The organism is Vibrio sp. SCSIO 43133 (genome assembly GCF_023716845.1).
GTDB lineage: Bacteria > Pseudomonadota > Gammaproteobacteria > Enterobacterales > Vibrionaceae > Vibrio > Vibrio mediterranei.
The window spans coordinates 3,468,959-3,487,361 of the sequence record NZ_CP068024.1; the positions used below are offsets into that span (position 1 = coordinate 3,468,959).

At 44.2% G+C, this 18,403-nt stretch carries 19 protein-coding genes; 6 read left to right on the forward strand and 13 right to left on the reverse strand.

What is annotated here, in order from left to right; translation table 11 throughout:
- Positions 1-270 precede the first annotated feature (270 nt).
- The 5 genes from JKJ11_RS16165 to JKJ11_RS16185 all read right to left on the reverse strand — a co-directional run bounded on the left by JKJ11_RS16165 (position 271) and on the right by JKJ11_RS16185 (position 6,035).
- Complete coding sequence (locus JKJ11_RS16165; protein WP_252039136.1) at positions 271-2,703, reverse strand: ATP-binding protein; 2,433 nt, start codon at positions 2,701-2,703, stop codon at positions 271-273.
- Positions 2,704-3,189: 486 nt separating this feature from the next.
- The gene (locus tag JKJ11_RS16170) at positions 3,190-3,777 is read right to left on the reverse strand and encodes a YhgN family NAAT transporter (RefSeq protein ID WP_006074717.1); all 588 of its coding nucleotides are present in this window, start codon (positions 3,775-3,777) and stop codon (positions 3,190-3,192) included.
- 77 nt (positions 3,778-3,854) lie between these two features.
- Complete coding sequence (locus tag JKJ11_RS16175) at positions 3,855-4,091, reverse strand: YecH family metal-binding protein (protein WP_038231115.1); 237 nt, start codon at positions 4,089-4,091, stop codon at positions 3,855-3,857.
- 89 nt (positions 4,092-4,180) lie between these two features.
- Entirely contained in the window at positions 4,181-4,801 is a 621-nt protein-coding gene (locus tag JKJ11_RS16180; RefSeq protein ID WP_252038539.1) for a lysoplasmalogenase, read from the reverse strand.
- Between the two features lie 862 nt (positions 4,802-5,663).
- The gene (locus tag JKJ11_RS16185; RefSeq protein ID WP_006074713.1) at positions 5,664-6,035 is read right to left on the reverse strand and encodes a hypothetical protein; all 372 of its coding nucleotides are present in this window, start codon (positions 6,033-6,035) and stop codon (positions 5,664-5,666) included.
- 260 nt (positions 6,036-6,295) lie between these two features.
- Here JKJ11_RS16185 and JKJ11_RS16190 point away from each other — a divergent pair, with 260 nt between their 5' ends.
- Both JKJ11_RS16190 and JKJ11_RS16195 read left to right on the forward strand, forming a co-directional pair.
- Positions 6,296-6,616 (forward strand): DUF2500 domain-containing protein, encoded by a 321-nt coding sequence (locus tag JKJ11_RS16190; protein WP_124940427.1) that lies wholly within the window; start codon positions 6,296-6,298, stop codon positions 6,614-6,616.
- 66 nt (positions 6,617-6,682) lie between these two features.
- The gene (locus JKJ11_RS16195; RefSeq protein WP_252038541.1) at positions 6,683-7,693 is read left to right on the forward strand and encodes an amidohydrolase family protein; all 1,011 of its coding nucleotides are present in this window, start codon (positions 6,683-6,685) and stop codon (positions 7,691-7,693) included.
- Here JKJ11_RS16195 and JKJ11_RS16200 read toward each other — a convergent pair.
- Both JKJ11_RS16200 and rhtB read right to left on the reverse strand, forming a co-directional pair.
- Positions 7,690-8,916, reverse strand: coding sequence for an EAL and HDOD domain-containing protein (locus tag JKJ11_RS16200; protein ID WP_006074710.1), 1,227 nt, complete (start codon positions 8,914-8,916; stop codon positions 7,690-7,692). The two genes, JKJ11_RS16195 and JKJ11_RS16200, sit on opposite strands and share 4 nt — an antisense overlap.
- Before the next feature lie 16 nt (positions 8,917-8,932).
- Positions 8,933-9,550, reverse strand: a complete 618-nt coding sequence (gene rhtB, locus JKJ11_RS16205; protein WP_124940429.1) for a homoserine/homoserine lactone efflux protein — start codon at positions 9,548-9,550, stop codon at positions 8,933-8,935.
- A gap of 126 nt (positions 9,551-9,676) precedes the next feature.
- Here rhtB and JKJ11_RS16210 point away from each other — a divergent pair, with 126 nt between their 5' ends.
- Together JKJ11_RS16210 and JKJ11_RS16215 are read left to right on the forward strand one after the other, a co-directional pair.
- Positions 9,677-10,669 (forward strand): alpha/beta fold hydrolase, encoded by a 993-nt coding sequence (locus JKJ11_RS16210; RefSeq protein ID WP_252038542.1) that lies wholly within the window; start codon positions 9,677-9,679, stop codon positions 10,667-10,669.
- Between the two features lie 141 nt (positions 10,670-10,810).
- Complete coding sequence (locus tag JKJ11_RS16215) at positions 10,811-11,632, forward strand: Cof-type HAD-IIB family hydrolase (RefSeq protein WP_252038544.1); 822 nt, start codon at positions 10,811-10,813, stop codon at positions 11,630-11,632.
- An 80-nt stretch (positions 11,633-11,712) separates the two neighbouring features.
- On the opposite strand, the gene JKJ11_RS16220 is transcribed toward JKJ11_RS16215, so the two are convergent.
- Positions 11,713-12,171 (reverse strand): EVE domain-containing protein, encoded by a 459-nt coding sequence (locus tag JKJ11_RS16220; protein WP_031494386.1) that lies wholly within the window; start codon positions 12,169-12,171, stop codon positions 11,713-11,715.
- Between the two features lie 54 nt (positions 12,172-12,225).
- On the opposite strand from JKJ11_RS16220, the gene JKJ11_RS16225 reads away from it, so the two are divergent.
- Positions 12,226-13,254 (forward strand): COG3650 family protein, encoded by a 1,029-nt coding sequence (locus tag JKJ11_RS16225; protein WP_006074705.1) that lies wholly within the window; start codon positions 12,226-12,228, stop codon positions 13,252-13,254.
- Between the two features lie 2 nt (positions 13,255-13,256).
- Positions 13,257-13,847, forward strand: a complete 591-nt coding sequence (locus tag JKJ11_RS16230; protein ID WP_252038546.1) for a tRNA-uridine aminocarboxypropyltransferase — start codon at positions 13,257-13,259, stop codon at positions 13,845-13,847.
- Between the two features lie 6 nt (positions 13,848-13,853).
- Here the strand turns inward: JKJ11_RS16230 and yigB are convergent, their stop codons facing one another.
- The 5 genes from yigB to lysA form a co-directional block, all read right to left on the reverse strand.
- The gene (gene yigB, locus JKJ11_RS16235; RefSeq protein WP_252038547.1) at positions 13,854-14,573 is read right to left on the reverse strand and encodes a 5-amino-6-(5-phospho-D-ribitylamino)uracil phosphatase YigB; all 720 of its coding nucleotides are present in this window, start codon (positions 14,571-14,573) and stop codon (positions 13,854-13,856) included.
- The gene (gene xerC, locus JKJ11_RS16240; protein ID WP_006074702.1) at positions 14,574-15,515 is read right to left on the reverse strand and encodes a tyrosine recombinase XerC; all 942 of its coding nucleotides are present in this window, start codon (positions 15,513-15,515) and stop codon (positions 14,574-14,576) included.
- Positions 15,493-16,206, reverse strand: coding sequence for a DUF484 family protein (locus tag JKJ11_RS16245; protein ID WP_239922274.1), 714 nt, complete (start codon positions 16,204-16,206; stop codon positions 15,493-15,495). The genes xerC and JKJ11_RS16245 overlap by 23 nt, the downstream gene beginning before the upstream one ends.
- A gap of 98 nt (positions 16,207-16,304) precedes the next feature.
- The gene (gene dapF, locus JKJ11_RS16250) at positions 16,305-17,135 is read right to left on the reverse strand and encodes a diaminopimelate epimerase (protein WP_252038548.1); all 831 of its coding nucleotides are present in this window, start codon (positions 17,133-17,135) and stop codon (positions 16,305-16,307) included.
- A 10-nt stretch (positions 17,136-17,145) separates the two neighbouring features.
- Positions 17,146-18,399, reverse strand: coding sequence for a diaminopimelate decarboxylase (gene lysA, locus JKJ11_RS16255; protein WP_006074699.1), 1,254 nt, complete (start codon positions 18,397-18,399; stop codon positions 17,146-17,148).
- Positions 18,400-18,403: the final 4 nt, after the last annotated feature.

The window sequence follows — 18,403 nt, forward strand, 5'->3', positions numbered from 1 at the left end:
GGCCTCAATCAAGTTGGCATAATCACCACAATAAATATCGGGAGAGAGGGAGTTTATAACCAAACAGCAGTGACTCGTAGAAATGGTTACAACTGTGGGATGAGGTTATTCTTAAAAGATCCTGTTGGGCTGTACGTTGGGATATTTGCCCATTTTTATGAGGTTGCATCATGGTTAATATTTCTAGGTACATAGAAATAGTCCTTACTCATAGGTACCTCGGTCGTAAAATCAGAAGGAGCACTATATGTTGCAACTCTCAATCCACTGCTAGGATATCTTTTTAATTCTTCTCTCAACTAAATAATTCATCAGAGCGTCCTCAAAGTCTCTTTTTATCAGTGGTTTGGCTATCACAGTGTCTACACCGCTGTCCACGAATTCTTCTCTACTCTCACTAATAACATCAGCGGTCCAACCAAATATAAGTATCTGCTCTCCATAACGTTTCCTTAACTCTGATGCCGTCGTCGGTCCATTCATTACTGGCATATGGTTGTCTAGAATAACCAAATTGAATCGTGCAGGATTAAACATCTCAAGACACTCCGCACCATTTGAGCAGCTCTCTACTTTGATACCCAACGATTGACAAAATTTCGCTGCAACTATCCTGTTTATAGCGTTGTCATCAACGAGTAGAACACGATAAGGGGAAAAGTCGACGTGTGCGACCTCATAGGCTTCCTCATTATTCTTTTCGTTAACAATGGAGGGGAGTGGGAGCAAAACTGTGAATGTCGAACCTCGTCCTACTTTACTGTCAACCAGAATTTCACCTCCCATAAGTTCGACGAGGCTTCTGACAATCGATAGTCCCAAGCCTGTCCCTCCGAATTGGCGCGTAGTAGACGCTTCAGCTTGTTCAAACTTCTCAAAAACACTATCTAATCGATCTGGTGTAATACCAATGCCTGTATCTTTTACTTCGAACTGACACATCCCACCGTCAGTGACTTCAACGTTTATAACGATACTTCCTTTTTGTGTGAACTTTAAAGCGTTACCTACCAAGTTGAGCAGAATTTGTCTCAACCTTACTTCGTCACCGATGAACTGAGTATTTGGAGGTGTATTGTCGATGACTTCAAATAGTAGTCCTTTTTCAGAGCAGAGACTTTGGTACGTATTGTTAACTGGCGATAGAACCTCTGTCATTTTGAACGGAGATCGCTCTAGTGTGAGAGCCTCATTCTCGATCTTAGAAATATCGAGTATATCGTTTAAAATGGAAACTAGGTGATTGCCTGAGCTCAAGATTAACTGTAGAACCTCTCGATGGTTAGGGTCTGTAATTTCTTTCTCTAGAATTTGAGTAAGTCCCAAAACGCCGTTCATTGGCGTCCTTATTTCATGACTCATGGTTGCTAGGAAAACGGACTTAGCCTCATTAGCTGCATTAGCATCTCTGGCCGTATTTGTAAGCTCACTCTCAAGCTTCTTATACTCTGTTACATCTCGTTCAATAGCAATAAAACGGTCAAGGTCACCGTTTTCATCAGAAATAGGAGTGATATCGATGTCAACCCAATACTCTTTACCTTGTGAATCATAGTTTAAAATCTCAGCTTTAATTGGTATGCCTTTAGCCAATGATTTAGCAATCCTTTGTCTAGTCGACTCTTCGGTTTTTTCTCCTTGGAGAAAGTGCCCCGGCTTTTTACCTTGAACACTTTCTAGTGCGTAGCCTGTCATTTCCTCAAATGCACGGTTTACCCACTCTATAGTTCCCTTTTTGTCTGTTATAACAATGGCATCTCGTGCAGCTTTTACAACGGTAGCGAGTAACTTGCTCTCTCGTTCTCTTTCCATTAATTCAGCGTTTTTTTGTGCAAGTTGCTTTTGAGATGTTTCTAGTTCTCGGTGTGGATTTACGAGAACTTTATTACCGGCAAACAGCACTAATACAAAGCTGACTCCAATCACGATCGCTATTGCCTCATAGATGCGAGTCATAAAGTTATCGACTTGTAATTTGATGAAAGCTGGATTGAGACCTTGCATTAGAGTTAAACCAGCGGTGGCGATTTTCACATCGTTCACAAGCCAAGACTCAAGAGCATTTTGGTGTACGTAGTCTGAAACGGAACCTTGTGTCAGCGCGTACCAGCGCTCCTTGGGATCAATGAGTTCCCCAAAAAGCTCGTCATAATCAACAGGAGTCTCACCAAATACCATCCCGATAAATTCGCCACCTTTCATTACGGGCATGAATATTTTAATGCAGATATGCTCAGTATCATTGTGTAATAAGTAGACCGGTGGAGGATTCAATAAACCAGACGCTTGAGTTTTCATTTTATTAAAAATGTCAATTTCGTTGGCTCGAGAGGGGTGTCGAAACTTGTCTTCATAAAGCACTTTTCGGTCTTTGTTAAAGACTGCGAACAGAACTGATCGGTTGTCACCCTCATAGCGATGTAGCGTTGCATCTAAGTTTATCTCTTTGTCCTTGCTGAGAAGAGAAATAATATCTTTATTGCTAGATGCTAATTGAACACGAGCTTTGGCGTTATCAAGGTACTCTTCTACAAACAGTTTAGCTGCGTGCAGTTCTAATCTGATTCCATTATTCTGGAGAGAGCTAATAGCGCTCTGTGCCTCACGACCTAAAATGCCAATGGATGTAATGGTAAAGACGCATATCACAAAGATTGTGTAGATTAGTACAAGAGTCTTTCCACTTAGTCCTTTGAGCGCCATCACGTTACTCACCTTTTTTCGAGCTTACTGACTTTAATTTAGGATATTTGAAGTGAGAAGCAATAACTTCTGATTGGGATAGGCTGCAGGTAGTCACCTTACGCGAAGTAATCCACATATATCTAAATTAGCAGTTTCACTGACACGGAAATGTCCAGAAACGTTTTTCAGCGGGTGGTCAAGACAGCGGGTGGTCAAGAAAAATCATAAATGCCTAGCGAGTAGTGAGCTGTGCGAGCGTAAGGAGTGGCTTTATTATTTTACTTTACCATCACTTCCCTTAAATACCCTTTTGGCAGGGTGATGGTTTCACGCAGTGATGCCATCGCCTTGCTAAGCCTTCAGGGATAAAAAAGCGTACACACCAAATACATAGTATGTACGCTTTACATATCAACAAGAAGTATTGTCAGTAAAGGGCTGTCACTCACTCACACGCAAATAGACATGGTTTTTACTGTATACTCCTTGCGCGGCTTTTCTTTATTAACTTCCCAAGTAGCTCTTTATCCCATCTAAGAACATCTGTGTCGAAATCATAACGAGCAGTAAGCCCATCAATCGCTCGACCGCTTTCAGACCTCTTTCTCCTAACAACTTATGGAAGAAGCTATAGAACATCAAAATAAAGAAAGTAGCGCCCCAAGCGATGAGAACTGCAAACGACAGGTCCGTCAGACTGTCGGGGTTTTGTGTTGATAACAACAGAATGGAGGCGATCACTGAAGGCCCAGCAATCATCGGGATAGCCATAGGAACAATAAACGGTTCGTCACCCGCCGCCAAGCCAGCCACACTACCCGCCTGTGGGAAGATCATTCTTATCGCAATGATAAATAGAATGATACCACCAGAGATACTCAGCGTTTCTGGTTTAACATGAAGGAAAGTCAGTATGCTCTGCCCCGCAAAAAGGAACAACATCAGAATGAGTAGAGCGAAGCATAACTCGCGTACTAGAACTTTCCGTCTTCGTTTCGGATCTAGGTGTTTTAAGATGGAAAGAATAATAGGGAGATTGCCGAGCGGGTCCATGATGAGGAACAACATGGTCGCCGCGGAGAGTATATCCATGAATACAGCCTGCTAACGATAGATTTTCGTGAAGTATAGCAGGCTTAGTTGTCGTCTTTTAGTCGAAACAATCTCGTCTAATGAGAACAAACTCTCTCTATGTTTAGCTCCCATACTCCCTGATTCTCAATCACTTTCTGCTTTTCAACAAAAAAGGCCAACAGCGAATCAAGGTCAAAGCCTTCACGGCTGCAAGTGCGGAAACGAGCTTCAGTTCCAAATTGCTCGATAACGGTTTGTTCTAACTGTTCGCGTGTCATTGGTTGTTCACGTAACAGATTAAGCACTTTATGAGCATGGATAGCAGCGGTCATTTGGTAATCCTCATTAAATCAACGATTGAATATTAACGTTAAAGTGGTCCCTTCCGTGATGATCTACCTCAATCGCACACTTTTTTGTGCTAGCTAATCGCAGAAGCCACGATTAACGCATGAGCTAAATAATAGCTGCCAGAGATGGCATAGCGCGCACGGCGCGAGTGAAAACGATATGTATCTAACGCCAATAACATGGCAGATAGGGCCATGGTGAGCGCTCCCAAGAAGCCTAATAAAGATGACATGCCACTTTGTGCTAACCAGGCTTCACCTGCTGCACACACTAAATGCACTAAAGAAATGCCCATCACGGTCACTGGAACCAGAAATGAGTCAAGGCGAGGCAACAGTAGAAAAAAGGTGACTATAGCGATACATAGCATCAAAGCGGGCAACCACAGCACAAATTGGCTATTCACCTGTCCCCACATCGCCCAGCCATAGAGAGATTGAGCAATTAGATACCCAACAAAACTAAGCTTGGCAAACCGAGTGTATTGACCAGAAGCATCACTAAATAAGAAGACAACTAACCCCAGTAGCACCAAAAGCTCATACTTGGTTTCTAAACCTGAAGTCGCCAACAGCACAATTAGTAAACTATGAGTCAAAGCGCTAAAAAGCACACTTCGAGACTTATCGCCTTTTTCTACAGCAAAAATAAACAGCAAACACGATAAAGCTATCGCCAGCCAACTCCACATACACACACCTAATTCTTGTTATCCACGCCAGTGTATGGAGCTCACTTTTGCTGTCCAGTAGTAAGGTTGAAAAGTTGGACTTGCTTTAAATTAAATAAGATTGCCGTTGACAGTGGGCCAGATCATCGAAAATGAACTGACTCTTGTTAATCATTAGCTAAAAAACAAAAGCAAACGTTTTCCCTTTAACATAGAGATCGGAAGTCAGTTTCCACTAATGAACTAAAATCAGCGAAGAGAACTACGAAACAAAAAGTCACTAATATCTTTATATTTCAATACTTAAAAGATGACAACCAAGAGTCCACTGCACTTAGACTATAGTTCAAATTGCAACTTTTCTTCTCTTATTACTAAGAATTTTTTGCCCCTCACTCTCACTGAACAAGATTTTCTTCAACATCCTGACCACTTACCAACACAAATCTCACTTAGACCAAACAAAGCGATCGAAGACAATATAATCCAAAGCTTTAATAATAATCAATTTTGTGATCTATATTTTTTCTTTAATATCATTAAGTTAAAAACAACAAACCATCAAAAACACAACATTGAACAGATTTAAAGCTACGAAAATACACTGTTTTATTGACCATTAATCGCTAGTTAATGGAAAGAAAACTGCAAAAAATAGAATATATTCACTTTCTAACTTGCCAAACATTAAAAAACAGTGCTATTCTGTTTAACAAGATAGGAATTCAAGAAAGGAGCAGTGTTATGATTTCATCTTCTCAGAAGCAGGGTCTAGTGATGATAGCCGTCGTGGTTGGATTAATGACACTGCCGATTCTTTACTAGCCAACGCTAGAAAGACAAAAAAAGGGACGCTTTCGCGTCCCTTTTTCATTTTAACTATTTACTTAGATAAGATATGGAGCACTTTTTCCCAGTGCACATAGTAAAAGCCCATCGCAAGCAATGTGATCAGTGCCATCAGCCACATGGCTGTGCGCCAAATGAATCGGCTGCTCCTCGGGGTTAACTCCTGTTCACACTCATCACAAGCTCTCATGAAACCAGATTTATCGTCTAGCTCATAATCATCTTCATGGACTATTTTATTGCGGATAGTGGCAATATATCTCAGTTTGCTAATGACATCATGCGGCAGCCGTTCTTCGCAGCTTGAGACAAGTTGATGCAAACCTTTTCCATCAGCACGATATTGCTGCCTCAATAACTTCTCTAAGCGTCTCGTTCGCAACACTACACTTTCAATGTCAGACATAAGCATCCCTCCCACAACCAGCAAAAATGTGAAAATAGGTGCGCTGGCTACTATCCAAAGATTTCATTCACTCCATTGTTAACTATCTGTATTAAGAATTCGACAATTGTTAGGTAAATTCAAGTAAAGATTTAAGCCTAAAAATGCGATTTTTTGTGTGATATGACCCTAAAATTGACTCGATGGTCGGGAGTTGCAGATTATTTTCTTCTGAATATGTGCGATCTTAGTTCCAGGCCACTTAGACATACGAGGTATACATGCCTATATCACTGGTTATTATTCTCATCGTTTTGATCATCCTTGCTGGCTATCTTTTTGTTTATGTACAAAAAAAGCACACTGTGGGTGTTAATGCTCCAGAGAGAAAAGCGGCAGTCACTATCTTAGATAAACAAATCGTCGTTACCGACGATCCTACCCAAGAAGATGAATATTGGATTTACATCCAGAAAGGAACATTTGGTCCTAAACGCGAATTTCAAATTGGTGTTCATTACTATCACCACCTCAACCCAGGTGATAAAGGAGAGTTAACCTATCAAGGGGACAAATTCCTACACTTCTCACTAACTCGCTAATTTATTTAGCTTTGCTAGTAAGACTCATGCTAGCTTTAATTATCTAACTAAACATGGAAGTGACTCATGGATCTGCGAGTAAAGCTAGGTCAGCATTTATCTGTTGCGCTTATCACCATTTTGTCGGCTGGTTGCAGCGCAGCCTATCAAGGAAGAGTCAACGACGCTGAAGTCCATCTTGTCGACTACTTTCAGCGTTCAGAAGGCGCTCAAGCTCTGATAGATAACATGGATAAGCTAAATATCGAACACGCCTATGTTATGGGGCTACCTGTTATTAAGAAGTGGGATGCTTCTGCTCCTAAAGCACCGCGTTTTGTCTATGGCGATGATACCCCGGTCTACTATTATTCGCACACAGACGAATTGATTGCCCGCGAAGTTGAAGCGTTACCCGCGGTAAGCCAAGCCAGATTACATCCTTTCCTGAGCGGCTTTAATACTACCGATCTCAATGCCGCAGAGCTTATTGAAAAGGAACTCAAGTATCGACCTGGTTTCTGGCAAGGTATTGGCGAAGTGATTACTAGACATGATCATTTAACAGCTTTGACTGCCGACGAGAAACCGCGCGCTAATCACCCTGCGTTGCAAAAAGTGTATCAGCTCGCCGCACAATACGACTTGCCCGTGCTGTTGCACACCAATATCACGTCGCAAAGAGAAGATAATCCACTTTATTTACAAGAACTCGAGCAAGCATTGAGCACCAATCCAGACACCCGCTTTCTATGGGCTCACGCAGGTACCACGTCCACTCTTACTCGCACTATTAAAATGAAGTTTCTCTATGAAACCGTCTCAGATTTACTCAGCGAGCATGATAATCTCTATATTTTGGCGTCGTGGACTCTGATCGACGTCATGATGCCTGAGGGCAAATTGGATCGACGCTGGCTAGCACTTATTGAGGCTTACCCTGATCGATTTATGGTTGGCAGCGACGTAGTTGGAGCATTTGGTTATCAGCAAACCGCATTAAGCACTTGGCATCCCATTTTGTCAGCGCTGCCTAAGAACATCGCAGACAAAATGGCCTACCAAAATATGTTGGACGTACTTCCCAAGACTCGCTAGCTAAGCGATTGCATTTTTTGACTCCAGCGCTGCGCATCTGCCAGCGCTGAGAACACCTCATTTTGCGACAAGCCTAAATGCGCTCGATGACGCTCCACACCTTGCCAATCTGCCATTTCAAAGCACTCTCCTAGAGACAATAAACAGCCATACGGACCTTCACGCTCCAGAAGTGCGCCTTTAATCTCATTAGAGAGAGGAAGCTGATGCAGCAACTTATCTAAGGAGAGGTCCATCAAAGCATCTAAGATAGAAAACAAACCAATCATAAAGGCTTGATCCCGGTGCTGTTTGAATTGAGGATGTTTGGTCATCAAACGGCAAAATTGAGCTCGTTGCAATGAAAGTTCATACAGTGCCTTCGGCTTATTACTAGAAATAAAGGATGCAACCGTAAGAGAGACAAACAATTTAAGCTTCTCTTGACCGAGATAAATAAGTGCCTGGCGAAAAGAGGAAATTTCAGAATCTAAGCGAGGACTGAGCGTATTCACAAATTGCAGCAGCTTATAAGAGAGCGTCACGTCTTTGGAAACAATTTGCTCAACCTTATCAAAGTCGACTTCAGGTACACACACTTGCTGGAAAAGCTCCATGGCCACCAACTGCTCAGAGCTGATGTAAACTTGCTTCTCCATAATAGGCTTACTAAAAAAGAAACCTTGGAAAAACTTAAAGCCCGCTTGTTTAGTCTGTAGAAACTCTTCTTCAGTCTCAACACGTTCAGCAAGGTAGTGACGAGGGCTTCCTTTCGCCTTTTGTTGTATAACAAAAGCACACGCTTTCTCTACACCCATCGCCATAATGTCGAGCTTTACAATCTGCACAAACGGCAAGAATCGCTCCCAAGCCTCTCTGTAGACAAAATCATCAAGCGCTATCATATAGCCCAATTGATGAAGTTCTTTGACAACCTGATAGAGCTCGTCGTTAGGCTGGCAAGTCTCTAGGATCTCAATCACCACGTTCTGCTTGGGCAAAATTAACGGCAAGCGACGTATAAGGCTCTGGTGTGGAAAGTTAATAAAACATCGCGACGCAGTGATGCTAGGGTTGGTCCCTAATGACAGATAGTTCTCTGCTATCAATCGATAGGTAGCCCTATTCGCTTCAACGTGTGCAGGAAACGCGTTTTTTTCGCCATCTCGAAAAAGAAGCTCGTAGCCTAGTGTATGACGACGAGCATTAAAAATGGGTTGGCGAGCAACGTAAGTAGCGTACATATCTAAGCCAATCAGGCTATGATTTTGCGGCGGCCAGCAGCGCACCACAACCGACAAACATCGAACCAAACACCTTGTTTATCTTCGCCATGATACGGTCAGAACGAATAAAGCGTCCCATTTGTGACGCTAGAGTGGTATAGCCAAGCATGACCATTGCATCAATCGCCACCGTGGTCACACCCAGAATGGCCAGCTGTGTTACTTGATCGCCATTCGGATCAATAAACTGAGGAAATAACGCCACCAGAAACACGATAGATTTGGGATTAGTCAGGTTGATAAAAACCGCACTGCGCATCAAGTTCCATGCACTGCGATTGTCCTGTTCCGCCATTGCGGTAACCGACGATGTATCACGCCATTTTTGAATACCCAACCAAATCAAGTAGACCACGCCAATCCATTTAATCACGCTAAAAGCAATTGCCGATTGAGCCACTAATGCCCCAATGCCTGCACCAACGAGCACGATATGTATCGCTAAGCCTATCTGCAGTCCAGCAATCGCGGCTAACGATTTACGCGTCCCATAACTGATACCATTGCTAATCGAGTTCACCGTGCCAGAACCCGGCGCTAAACTAAAAACAATCGCAGTTACGACGTACGCTAACCAAACATGATAATCCATTGTATTTCCTTACCACTGATTTACTCGTATCCTAGTAATGAGGATAGTGGGCAAAAAGCATTCTATTCGATTCAAAAATATCGAAAAAACAGCATATTACACATAATGCACCAGATAGGCTAATTTATGAGCAAATTAAACGCTACCGATGTCACTTATACTCAAGAGCCACAATTTGAGCAAGTTATAAACTCACAAATTGCTCAATTATGGGAGAATCGACAAGAAGGTACGCTAAAAGCAAAAGACGGCACCAAGCTCTTTTGGTGTAAGTTAACTCGCCCGGAACATCAAAAAGCACTTGTTGTTGTGAATGGCCGCATTGAATCGGCTTGGAAATACCAGGAGCTGTTCTACGACTTCTTTCAGCAAGGCTATGACATCTATTCCTTTGACCATCGTGGACAAGGACTCTCAACTCACCTAGCGCCTAACCCTGAAATGGGCCACGTCCATGAGTTTGATGACTATCTTGACGATATGCAGATGATATTGGATACGTTCGAACTTGAGCGCTATCAGCAACGCCACCTACTTGCCCATTCAATGGGCGGAAACATTGCCACACGTTTTATTCAAACTCGCCCTCATCATTCATTCGATAAAATAGCGCTTAGCGCTCCTATGTATGGCGTGAGTGTGCCATGGTACCTCAAGCCCATTGCGACCCTAGTTGCGCAGATTATGACCGCTATCTACCCGAAACCAACGTTTGCACCAGGATATCAAGGTTATGTCGCTAAACCCTTCGATATCAACCCTCTTTCACAAAGTGAAGTACGCTATCACTGGTTCCGAGACCTGTACGAGAAAATGCCAGAACTGAAAATTGGTGGACCAAGCACTCGCTGGGTTTGGCAGGGGTTAATGGCTGCAAAACAGTGCATTCAACAAACTCGACAAGTGAAAATACCGCTTCTCCTCGTGCAAGCAGGCGCGGATCAAATTGTTAGCAATCAAGACCAAAGCAAGTTCATCAATAAGCTTTCACGTACTAATCACCAAGCTCAAATGATCACAGTTCAAGGGGCTAAACACGAAGTACTGTTTGAAAAAGATGAGTATCGCAATCAAGCAATGGATGCAATTTTCCATTTCTTTAGCGCCGAGAAGTGCTAACGCAACTGGTAACAGTTTGGGTAAATGAGGAAATATTTCTGTAACCCATTTACCCTCTTTTTCTGGTTTAATATCCCCTACAATAGAGCCATTCCACAATGCTGCGAATTCACCCTATCCTCCAATGACAAAGAGAGAACTATGACCCTTAACCGCGATTCCATTAAAATTGTTGCTTCTGATTTAGACGGTACACTACTGGCAACGAACCACCAGCTTAGTGATAACTCCAAACAAACACTTAAGGAACTTCACGCGAAGGGATATACGTTTATTTTTGCCACTGGTCGTCACCATGTTGATGTGGCTGGGATTCGAGAATCAGTGGGTATTCCTGCTTACATGATCACATCAAATGGTGCACGTGTTCACGACCAAAACGATCAATTGCTGTACAGCCAAAACGTGCCTGAGGAACTGGTACAACCGATTGTTGGCGTGCTAAGTACAGACAGCGAACTATTTGTTCATATGTATCAGGATGAAAAGTGGCTACTCAATCAGGAAGATGAATACTTACGTAAATTCCATACTGAAACTGGATTTACTTACCACCTATTCGATGCGACCCAAGCACCGACTTCTGGTATTGCAAAAATCTTCATTACTCATCCAAAGCAAGACCATGAACATTTAGTGGAATTTGAAGATGCTTTACGCGCCAAGTTTGGTGATTCCCTAAACATCGCGTTCTCCACACCTTGGTGTTTAGAAGTCATGGCAAAAGAGGTGTCGAAAGGTGACGCTCTGCAAGCCGTGGCAGAAAAACTTGGGTTTGGCTTAGAAAACTGCATCGCTTTTGGTGATGGGATGAACGATGTGGAAATGCTAACCATGGCAGGCCATGGTTACATTATGGAAAATGCGCACGACAAAGTGAAACGTGCTCTACCTAACAATGAAGTCATTGGTAGTAACGCCGATGATGCCGTCGCTGAGTTTTTAAAACAAAACCTTATCTAACGCGACGATTTCAACCGTCAAATACTCCCATTCTCGTCCCTATGTAGCGCATATCCTAGCTATCGAGAATGGGAGTTTTGTTATCTGGCGACTCGGCTTAAGATAGCTTGCCATTCAGATTCAGTAACGGGCATCACTGAAAGTCGATTGCCTCTTTTCACCAAAGGCATCTCCATTAACTCCGGCATAGTTTTAAGTACGCTCAACGGCAACACGCGCTTAAACTTTTCGCCAAACTCAATGTCTACCATTAACCAGCGAGGATTTTCGGGATCAGACTTCGCATCGTAATAATCGCTTTCAATATCAAACTGAAAATGATCGACATAAGCCTCTTTGGTGATCGTCGCTAAACCAGCTACACCAATTTGCTTACATGAAGAGTGATAGATCAATACCAAATCACCCACCTTCATCTCATCACGAATCATGTTTCGAGCTTGATAGTTGCGAACGCCCTCCCAACAGGCTGTACCTTTGACACGTAATGTATCAATCGAAAATTCGTCCGGCTCTGTTTTAAATAACCAATATGCCATAATGGTCCTTGTATCTGTGTTTCTTGTAACTTTGACTGACTAAGGAAGAGATTAATGAAAATGTCGCGTTTACCGCTCGCATTTGCTCCACTCATATTGCTTCAAGCGTGTTCTTCTTTCAACACTACTGATTCAAGCAAGGACAGTCAGGTTCCTCAAGCTGAACTGTCTCGCCCAGAAACTATCACACCGCAAACCTATGTGATGCGTGGCCAAGCGGTTATCGGGCACGAAACTCGCACTATTCAGCCGTGTGGTAGCCAACATCAATATTGGCTTCAATTACCGAAAGAAGTGCGAGAACAAGCAGAAAAACTCACACAAAGGCCCTACCAACCAGTTTATGCTGAAGTCATTGGTTATTTAGAACCACCAAGTCATCGTGGGTTTGATTCTGATTACACGGGTCGTTTTGTCGTGAAACAGGTCAATATGATCACTGCAGAAAACCCAAAACGCTGCGAGCAGCCACTTCGTTCCACGCAAGTGTTAGGGAACGAACCATTTTGGTCACTAAAGTTTGATAATGCGCAACAAGCCAGCTTCACCTTATTAGGTGAAGATAAGCAAACCCTAAAGCTGAAAGACACCGCCATTACTCAAACCACACGTCGCTATGAATTTGATAATGCTAATCTGCAAATGAGCAGTAAGCCGTGCAGCGATACCATGAGTGACACCATCTATGGATGGAGTGCGGCGCTCACCATGGGTGAAGAGACAAGACAAGGCTGTGGCACCTTATCGAATAGTGACAACACCCTTAAATGGACAGGCGAGTATCTTGCGCAATCCACAGAGACCGCTGGTTTTACAGTCTCTATGACGCTACTTCCTGATCATACAGCCATTACCCGCTATGAATACCCAGACAACTCACCCGCAACGGAAGAACGCGGATTTTGGCAGCAACTCAACAACCAACAGGTTCAAGTCATCATGACTCGCCACCAACAGCAGTACCTTGTGTCACAGCGAATTTTCACGCTGTCAGATAACCAGTTAACAGCAACTCAAGAAAAAGTTGGTGATGTACTCTATCCGATCGCTAATGGCGGCTTAGTGTTGTTCAAGAGTAATTAACCATGACGCAAGTGTGCACAACTTGTGGCTTTATCCACAATTGCTACTGTGAAGCGATCCCGACGATCGCTTCTGATCTTTGTTTTACCCTACTAACTCATCCTAATGAATTGCAGCGAGAAACTAATACCGGCAAGCTTGTTGGGCGGGTAATCAAACAGGTCAATATCCGCGAATGGCAGCGTAAGCAGCCGGACCCATACTGCCTACCTGAAAGCAGCGTATTAACACCAGTCTTGGTGTTTCCTGATCAAGACAGCATGCCACTGACACAGTGGCAAACGCAGCATCCCTCAGCAAGTAATTTCATCGTACTGGACGGAACGTGGCAAGAAGCGAAGAAAATGTTGAATCGCAGCCAGTGGCTACAAAACTTACCTAAAGTTCATCTTGAAGCGACGCAAAGCTCTCAATATCAACTAAGACGTAATCAGGAAGTGGGTAATCTGTGCACGTTTGAAGTGTGTGCACAAATGGTCAGAGAGCTAGAAAGCAGTGATGACTCCAACGCAATGCTGACGTTCTTTGAACAGTATTTGCAGTGGTTTCAAGCAGAGCGCAGTGGGCACGCTCTGTCTAGTAGTTCTCAATAAAGCACGTTATAACTTAAGCTCAATTAACTGTTGGATATGATTAATTTCAATATCTGGCAGTTGCTTGAGACGCACCGTCTGCCTTGGCGATTTTGCTTTGTCGTTAAACCAGCAAGCACTGAAGCCATTACGTATCGCTCCAGCAACATCAGTGATCACATGATCTCCAACATGCAGGATATGACGACGTGGCATGGCTAGGTGTTGTGCCGCTTTATCAAACATATCGGGGTAAGGCTTAGCTCGTCCATCGGGACCCGCTTTAAGGATCAGATCGAAGTACTGACTGAGCCCTATCTTCTCCACGTCTACATTACCATTGGTGATAGCTACTAATGGGATCTGTTTACTCAACGCGGACAGCACGTCATGTGTTTCATGTGGAACATCGAAATCGCTACGCCAAATCAATACCTTTTCTATCAGCGTTTGTGCAGCCTTGGTTGCTTTTAGATCATCGTAACCCAAATGCTCCAAACCCTGTTTAATCTGCTGATATCGCCATTGGGTCACGTCGTGTTTTAACGCAGGATTCGCTTTAACCAATGCCATCTTAAACTCATGCCACTGCTTTTTATCCCAACGCTGACTAATTGGGTGCTGTTGATATAACCATTGTGCCGCTTGCTGTTCTACGCGGATTATCACCGGGAAGTTATCGTAAAGCGTATCATCAAGATCGAATGTCATGGCCTCGATAGGGGCAAAGCTACGATAAAAACGCATTTACTCGTCCTCTTTCTTTTTGGGCGTACCATTCTTGTGGGCACGAGGGTGTGCCTGATCATAAGCTTGAGCCAAATGTTGAAAGTCGAGGTGAGTATAAATCTGAGTGGTCGAGATATTTTCGTGGCCAAGCAGTTCTTGCACTGCTCTCAGGTTATTACTCGACTCGAGCATGTGCGTAGCAAATGAGTGACGCAGTTTATGTGGACTAACATGGCTAGCAAGAGACTGCTTCTGCCCCCATTCCGCCATACGCTTTTGCACACTGCGATGAGAGATCCTAGTACCAAGCTTAGACACAAATAACGCTACCTCACCTGGCTTGGCTAGTTCTCCACGAACTTTGAGCCATTTCTTCGCCCACTCAGTGGCGTAGCCTGAAAATGGCACCTTGCGTTCTTTGTTACCCTTACCAATAACGCGAAGCTCGCCGCTGGATAAGTTCAGGTGTTTGACATCAATACTGACCATTTCTGCCAAACGCAGTCCAGCACCGTACATCATTTCCATCATGGCGCGATCACGTACCGCCAGTGGATCATCTTCATCAACCTCAAGCAGTTGGTTCACTTCATCAACATCGAGGTTTTTCGGCAATGGACGTTGCTTACGCGGTGCACTTACACCCTTCGCTGGGTTTGCTGTGAGCTCGCCACGTAAAATCAGAAAATCAAAGAAGCTTCGCAGCGATGAAAGCCTCGTGGCGATGCTGCTGGCTTTCATGCCCTCACGCATGCCTTTACCCGCAAGCTGCCTTACCCAGCCTGCATCGACTTGCGTCCACGCACCAATACCCATTTCATGCAAGTGCATGCCCATGGTTTCTAACTGTTGACGGTAGTTACGTTGCGTGTGGAGACTTAACCCTTTCTCACTACGAAGGTACTCGTAGAAACGCTCTAGCGGCTTTTGCAACCCGCTAGGCAGTACTTGGTCTGACATCGTCTTCCTCTTGCGCCTGCCACTCTAAACTTTCACAAAGATAGGAGACGACCAGCGCTAAGTGTCTTAAAAATAAGGTATCCATCTCCGGCTGAAAATGACCGCCATCCTCGCTAGAAAAAATCAATAAACCTTGGGCGAATTGACGCTTTAATGGCAATACTACATACGAACCGAGTTCAGGAACTTTTCCGTTGGCAATCTGCTGCTCAGTAAACAGCATGGTTCTATCGGCTTGACGAAGACGACCTAGATAAGCGTCTTTTCCATTGAGATGATTGGTAGTAAAACGCTGCCAACTTTCCATAGAAAGCGGGTCGGCGCTTTGTTCATCAATTAGCTTCAAGTAACCATTTAGGTTAAGCCCTTGAGCCGTTTGCTTAATCGCATTTACAACACTTTGCAGATCTCGGCACTTAAGCAGATTCTCTTGCAGTGACATAAACTCATAAAAGGTTTTGTCATTGCGAGCGGCCAGAGACATCAAGGCCGTAATTTCTTCTTCCAGCGCTTCAATACGTTCGCGCTGTCGTTGTAATTGGATACCTACGAGAGAAACAGCACCTTGCTGTTGGTGCGGTAGGGAAAGGGATTCAACTAGCGACTCTCTACCCCTAAAAAAATCTGGATGATCAGAAAGATATTGTGCTACCACTTCTGCTGTAAGGTGGTTCGCTTCAAACTCAGACAAAATGTTTCCCTTTATTCCCTGTCAGTAGATAAAAAATGGCGGGCCTATTTCTAGGACCCGCCATTAGTATATACCCAAGTGACCTCAAGGTGCATTGACTAGCAAGAAATCTGCCCATCAAACACGTGAGTTGCAGGTCCCGTCATAGTTAACGGGTAGCCTTCACCTTTCCAGCTAATCTTTAAGTCGCCACCCGGCAGGTGCACTGTGACATTCTCATCCAGTAACCCTTGGACAATACCAACTGCGACAGCACCACAAGCGCCACTACCGCAAGCTTGAGTTTCTCCCGCTCCACGCTCGTACACACGAAGGTTCACTTCATGGCGGCTCAGTATCTGCATGAAGCCTGCGTTAACGCGTTCAGGGAAACGTTCATGCGACTCAAGCAATGGACCGAGTCTATCAACATCAGCTTCTTCAGTGCTATCGACCACCGTTACAACATGTGGATTACCCATACTCACCGCACCACAGAACAGCGTATGCTCCCCAGCGCGTAAGATATAGGTTTTCTCTTTTTGCTTCGCTTTGAAAGGAATCTTGTTTGGCTCAAACTCAGGTTGTCCCATGTTCACAGTCACTAAGTCGTTCTCTTCCAACTTCAAGACCATTTTGCCTTTCTTGGTGCTAACACTCACGCTGTACTTATTGGTCAAACCCTTCATCTGCACGAAACGCGCAAAGCAACGCGCACCATTTCCACACTGCTCAACTTCACTGCCATCGGCATTAAAAATGCGATAGTGGAAGTCAGTTTCTGGATCATACGGCGCTTCAACAATCAAAAGCTGATCGAAACCCACACCAGTATGCCTATCCGCCAAGCGACGAATGAGATCGGGTGAGAAAAATACGTTCTGGGTAATACAATCAACAACCATAAAGTCGTTACCCAAACCGTGCATTTTAGAAAAGTGGAAATGCATAGTGGTTCTATTACTCCGGTAAGATGCTTTCTAATTCCCAAAGACTTTGCAGAGATTCGCGCTGACGCACGACATGCGCCTTATCTCCATCGACAATGATTTCTGCAACACGTGGACGCGTGTTGTAGTTCGAAGACATAACGAATCCATAAGCACCTGCTGAGCGAACGGCGAGTAAGTCGTTTTGCTCTAAGACCAAAGAACGGTCTTTACCGATAAAGTCACCCGTTTCGCAAATAGGGCCAACGAGGTCGTACGTTATCGCTTCACCCTCTCGTGGTGAAACCGGAATAATGTCTTGCCACGCTTGATACAATGCAGGTCGCATCAAGTCATTCATCGCCGCATCAACAATCGCAAAGTTCTTATGTTCGGTATGTTTTAGGAACTCAACTTTGGTCAACAGCACACCAGCATTCGCCGCTATAGCGCGACCTGGTTCGAAGATAAGCTCAAGCTCTGGGTGATTCTCTAATCGAGCTAATAGCGCTTTCGCATAATCTGAAGGCTGTGGCGGTAATTCATCACGATAAACCACACCTAGGCCACCACCAACATCAAGGTGCTTAATATTGACACCATCAGCACGCAACTGGTCAATAAGAGCAAGCAGACGATCTGTCGCATCAATAAACGGTTCAATATCAGTAAGCTGTGAACCGATATGACAATCGATACCATGGACTGCAAGGTTTGGCAGGCTTTGAGCAAACTTGTACACTGCTGGAGCGCGATCAAATGCGATACCAAACTTATTGTCACGCAGACCCGTCGAGATATAAGGGTGCGTGTTAGCATCTACATCCGGGTTAATTCGCAATGAAATCGGCGCAACTACACCCATTTCACCGGCGACTTGATTAAGTCGTTCTAATTCAGGTTCAGATTCAACGTTAAAACACTTAATGCCTAGCTCTAGAGCACGGCGCATCTCTTGTGCCGTTTTGCCCACACCAGAGAATACTACTTTGCTTGGCTCACCACCTGCTGCCACAACGCGTTCTAGCTCACCGCCAGAAACGATATCAAAGCCAGAACCAAGACGTGCTAGCGTATTTAACACACCTATATTGGAGTTCGCTTTTACCGCGTAGCACACGAGATGTGGGTGGTCGCCCACCGATTTATCAAACGCATTCCAGTGACGTTCTAGCGTCGCTCGTGAATAGACGTATAGCGGAGTGCCGTATTGCTCGGCAAGTTGCGTAAGTGACGTTTCCTCGGCCCAAAGCTGGCCATCGTCCTGATAGTTGAAATAATCCAAATCC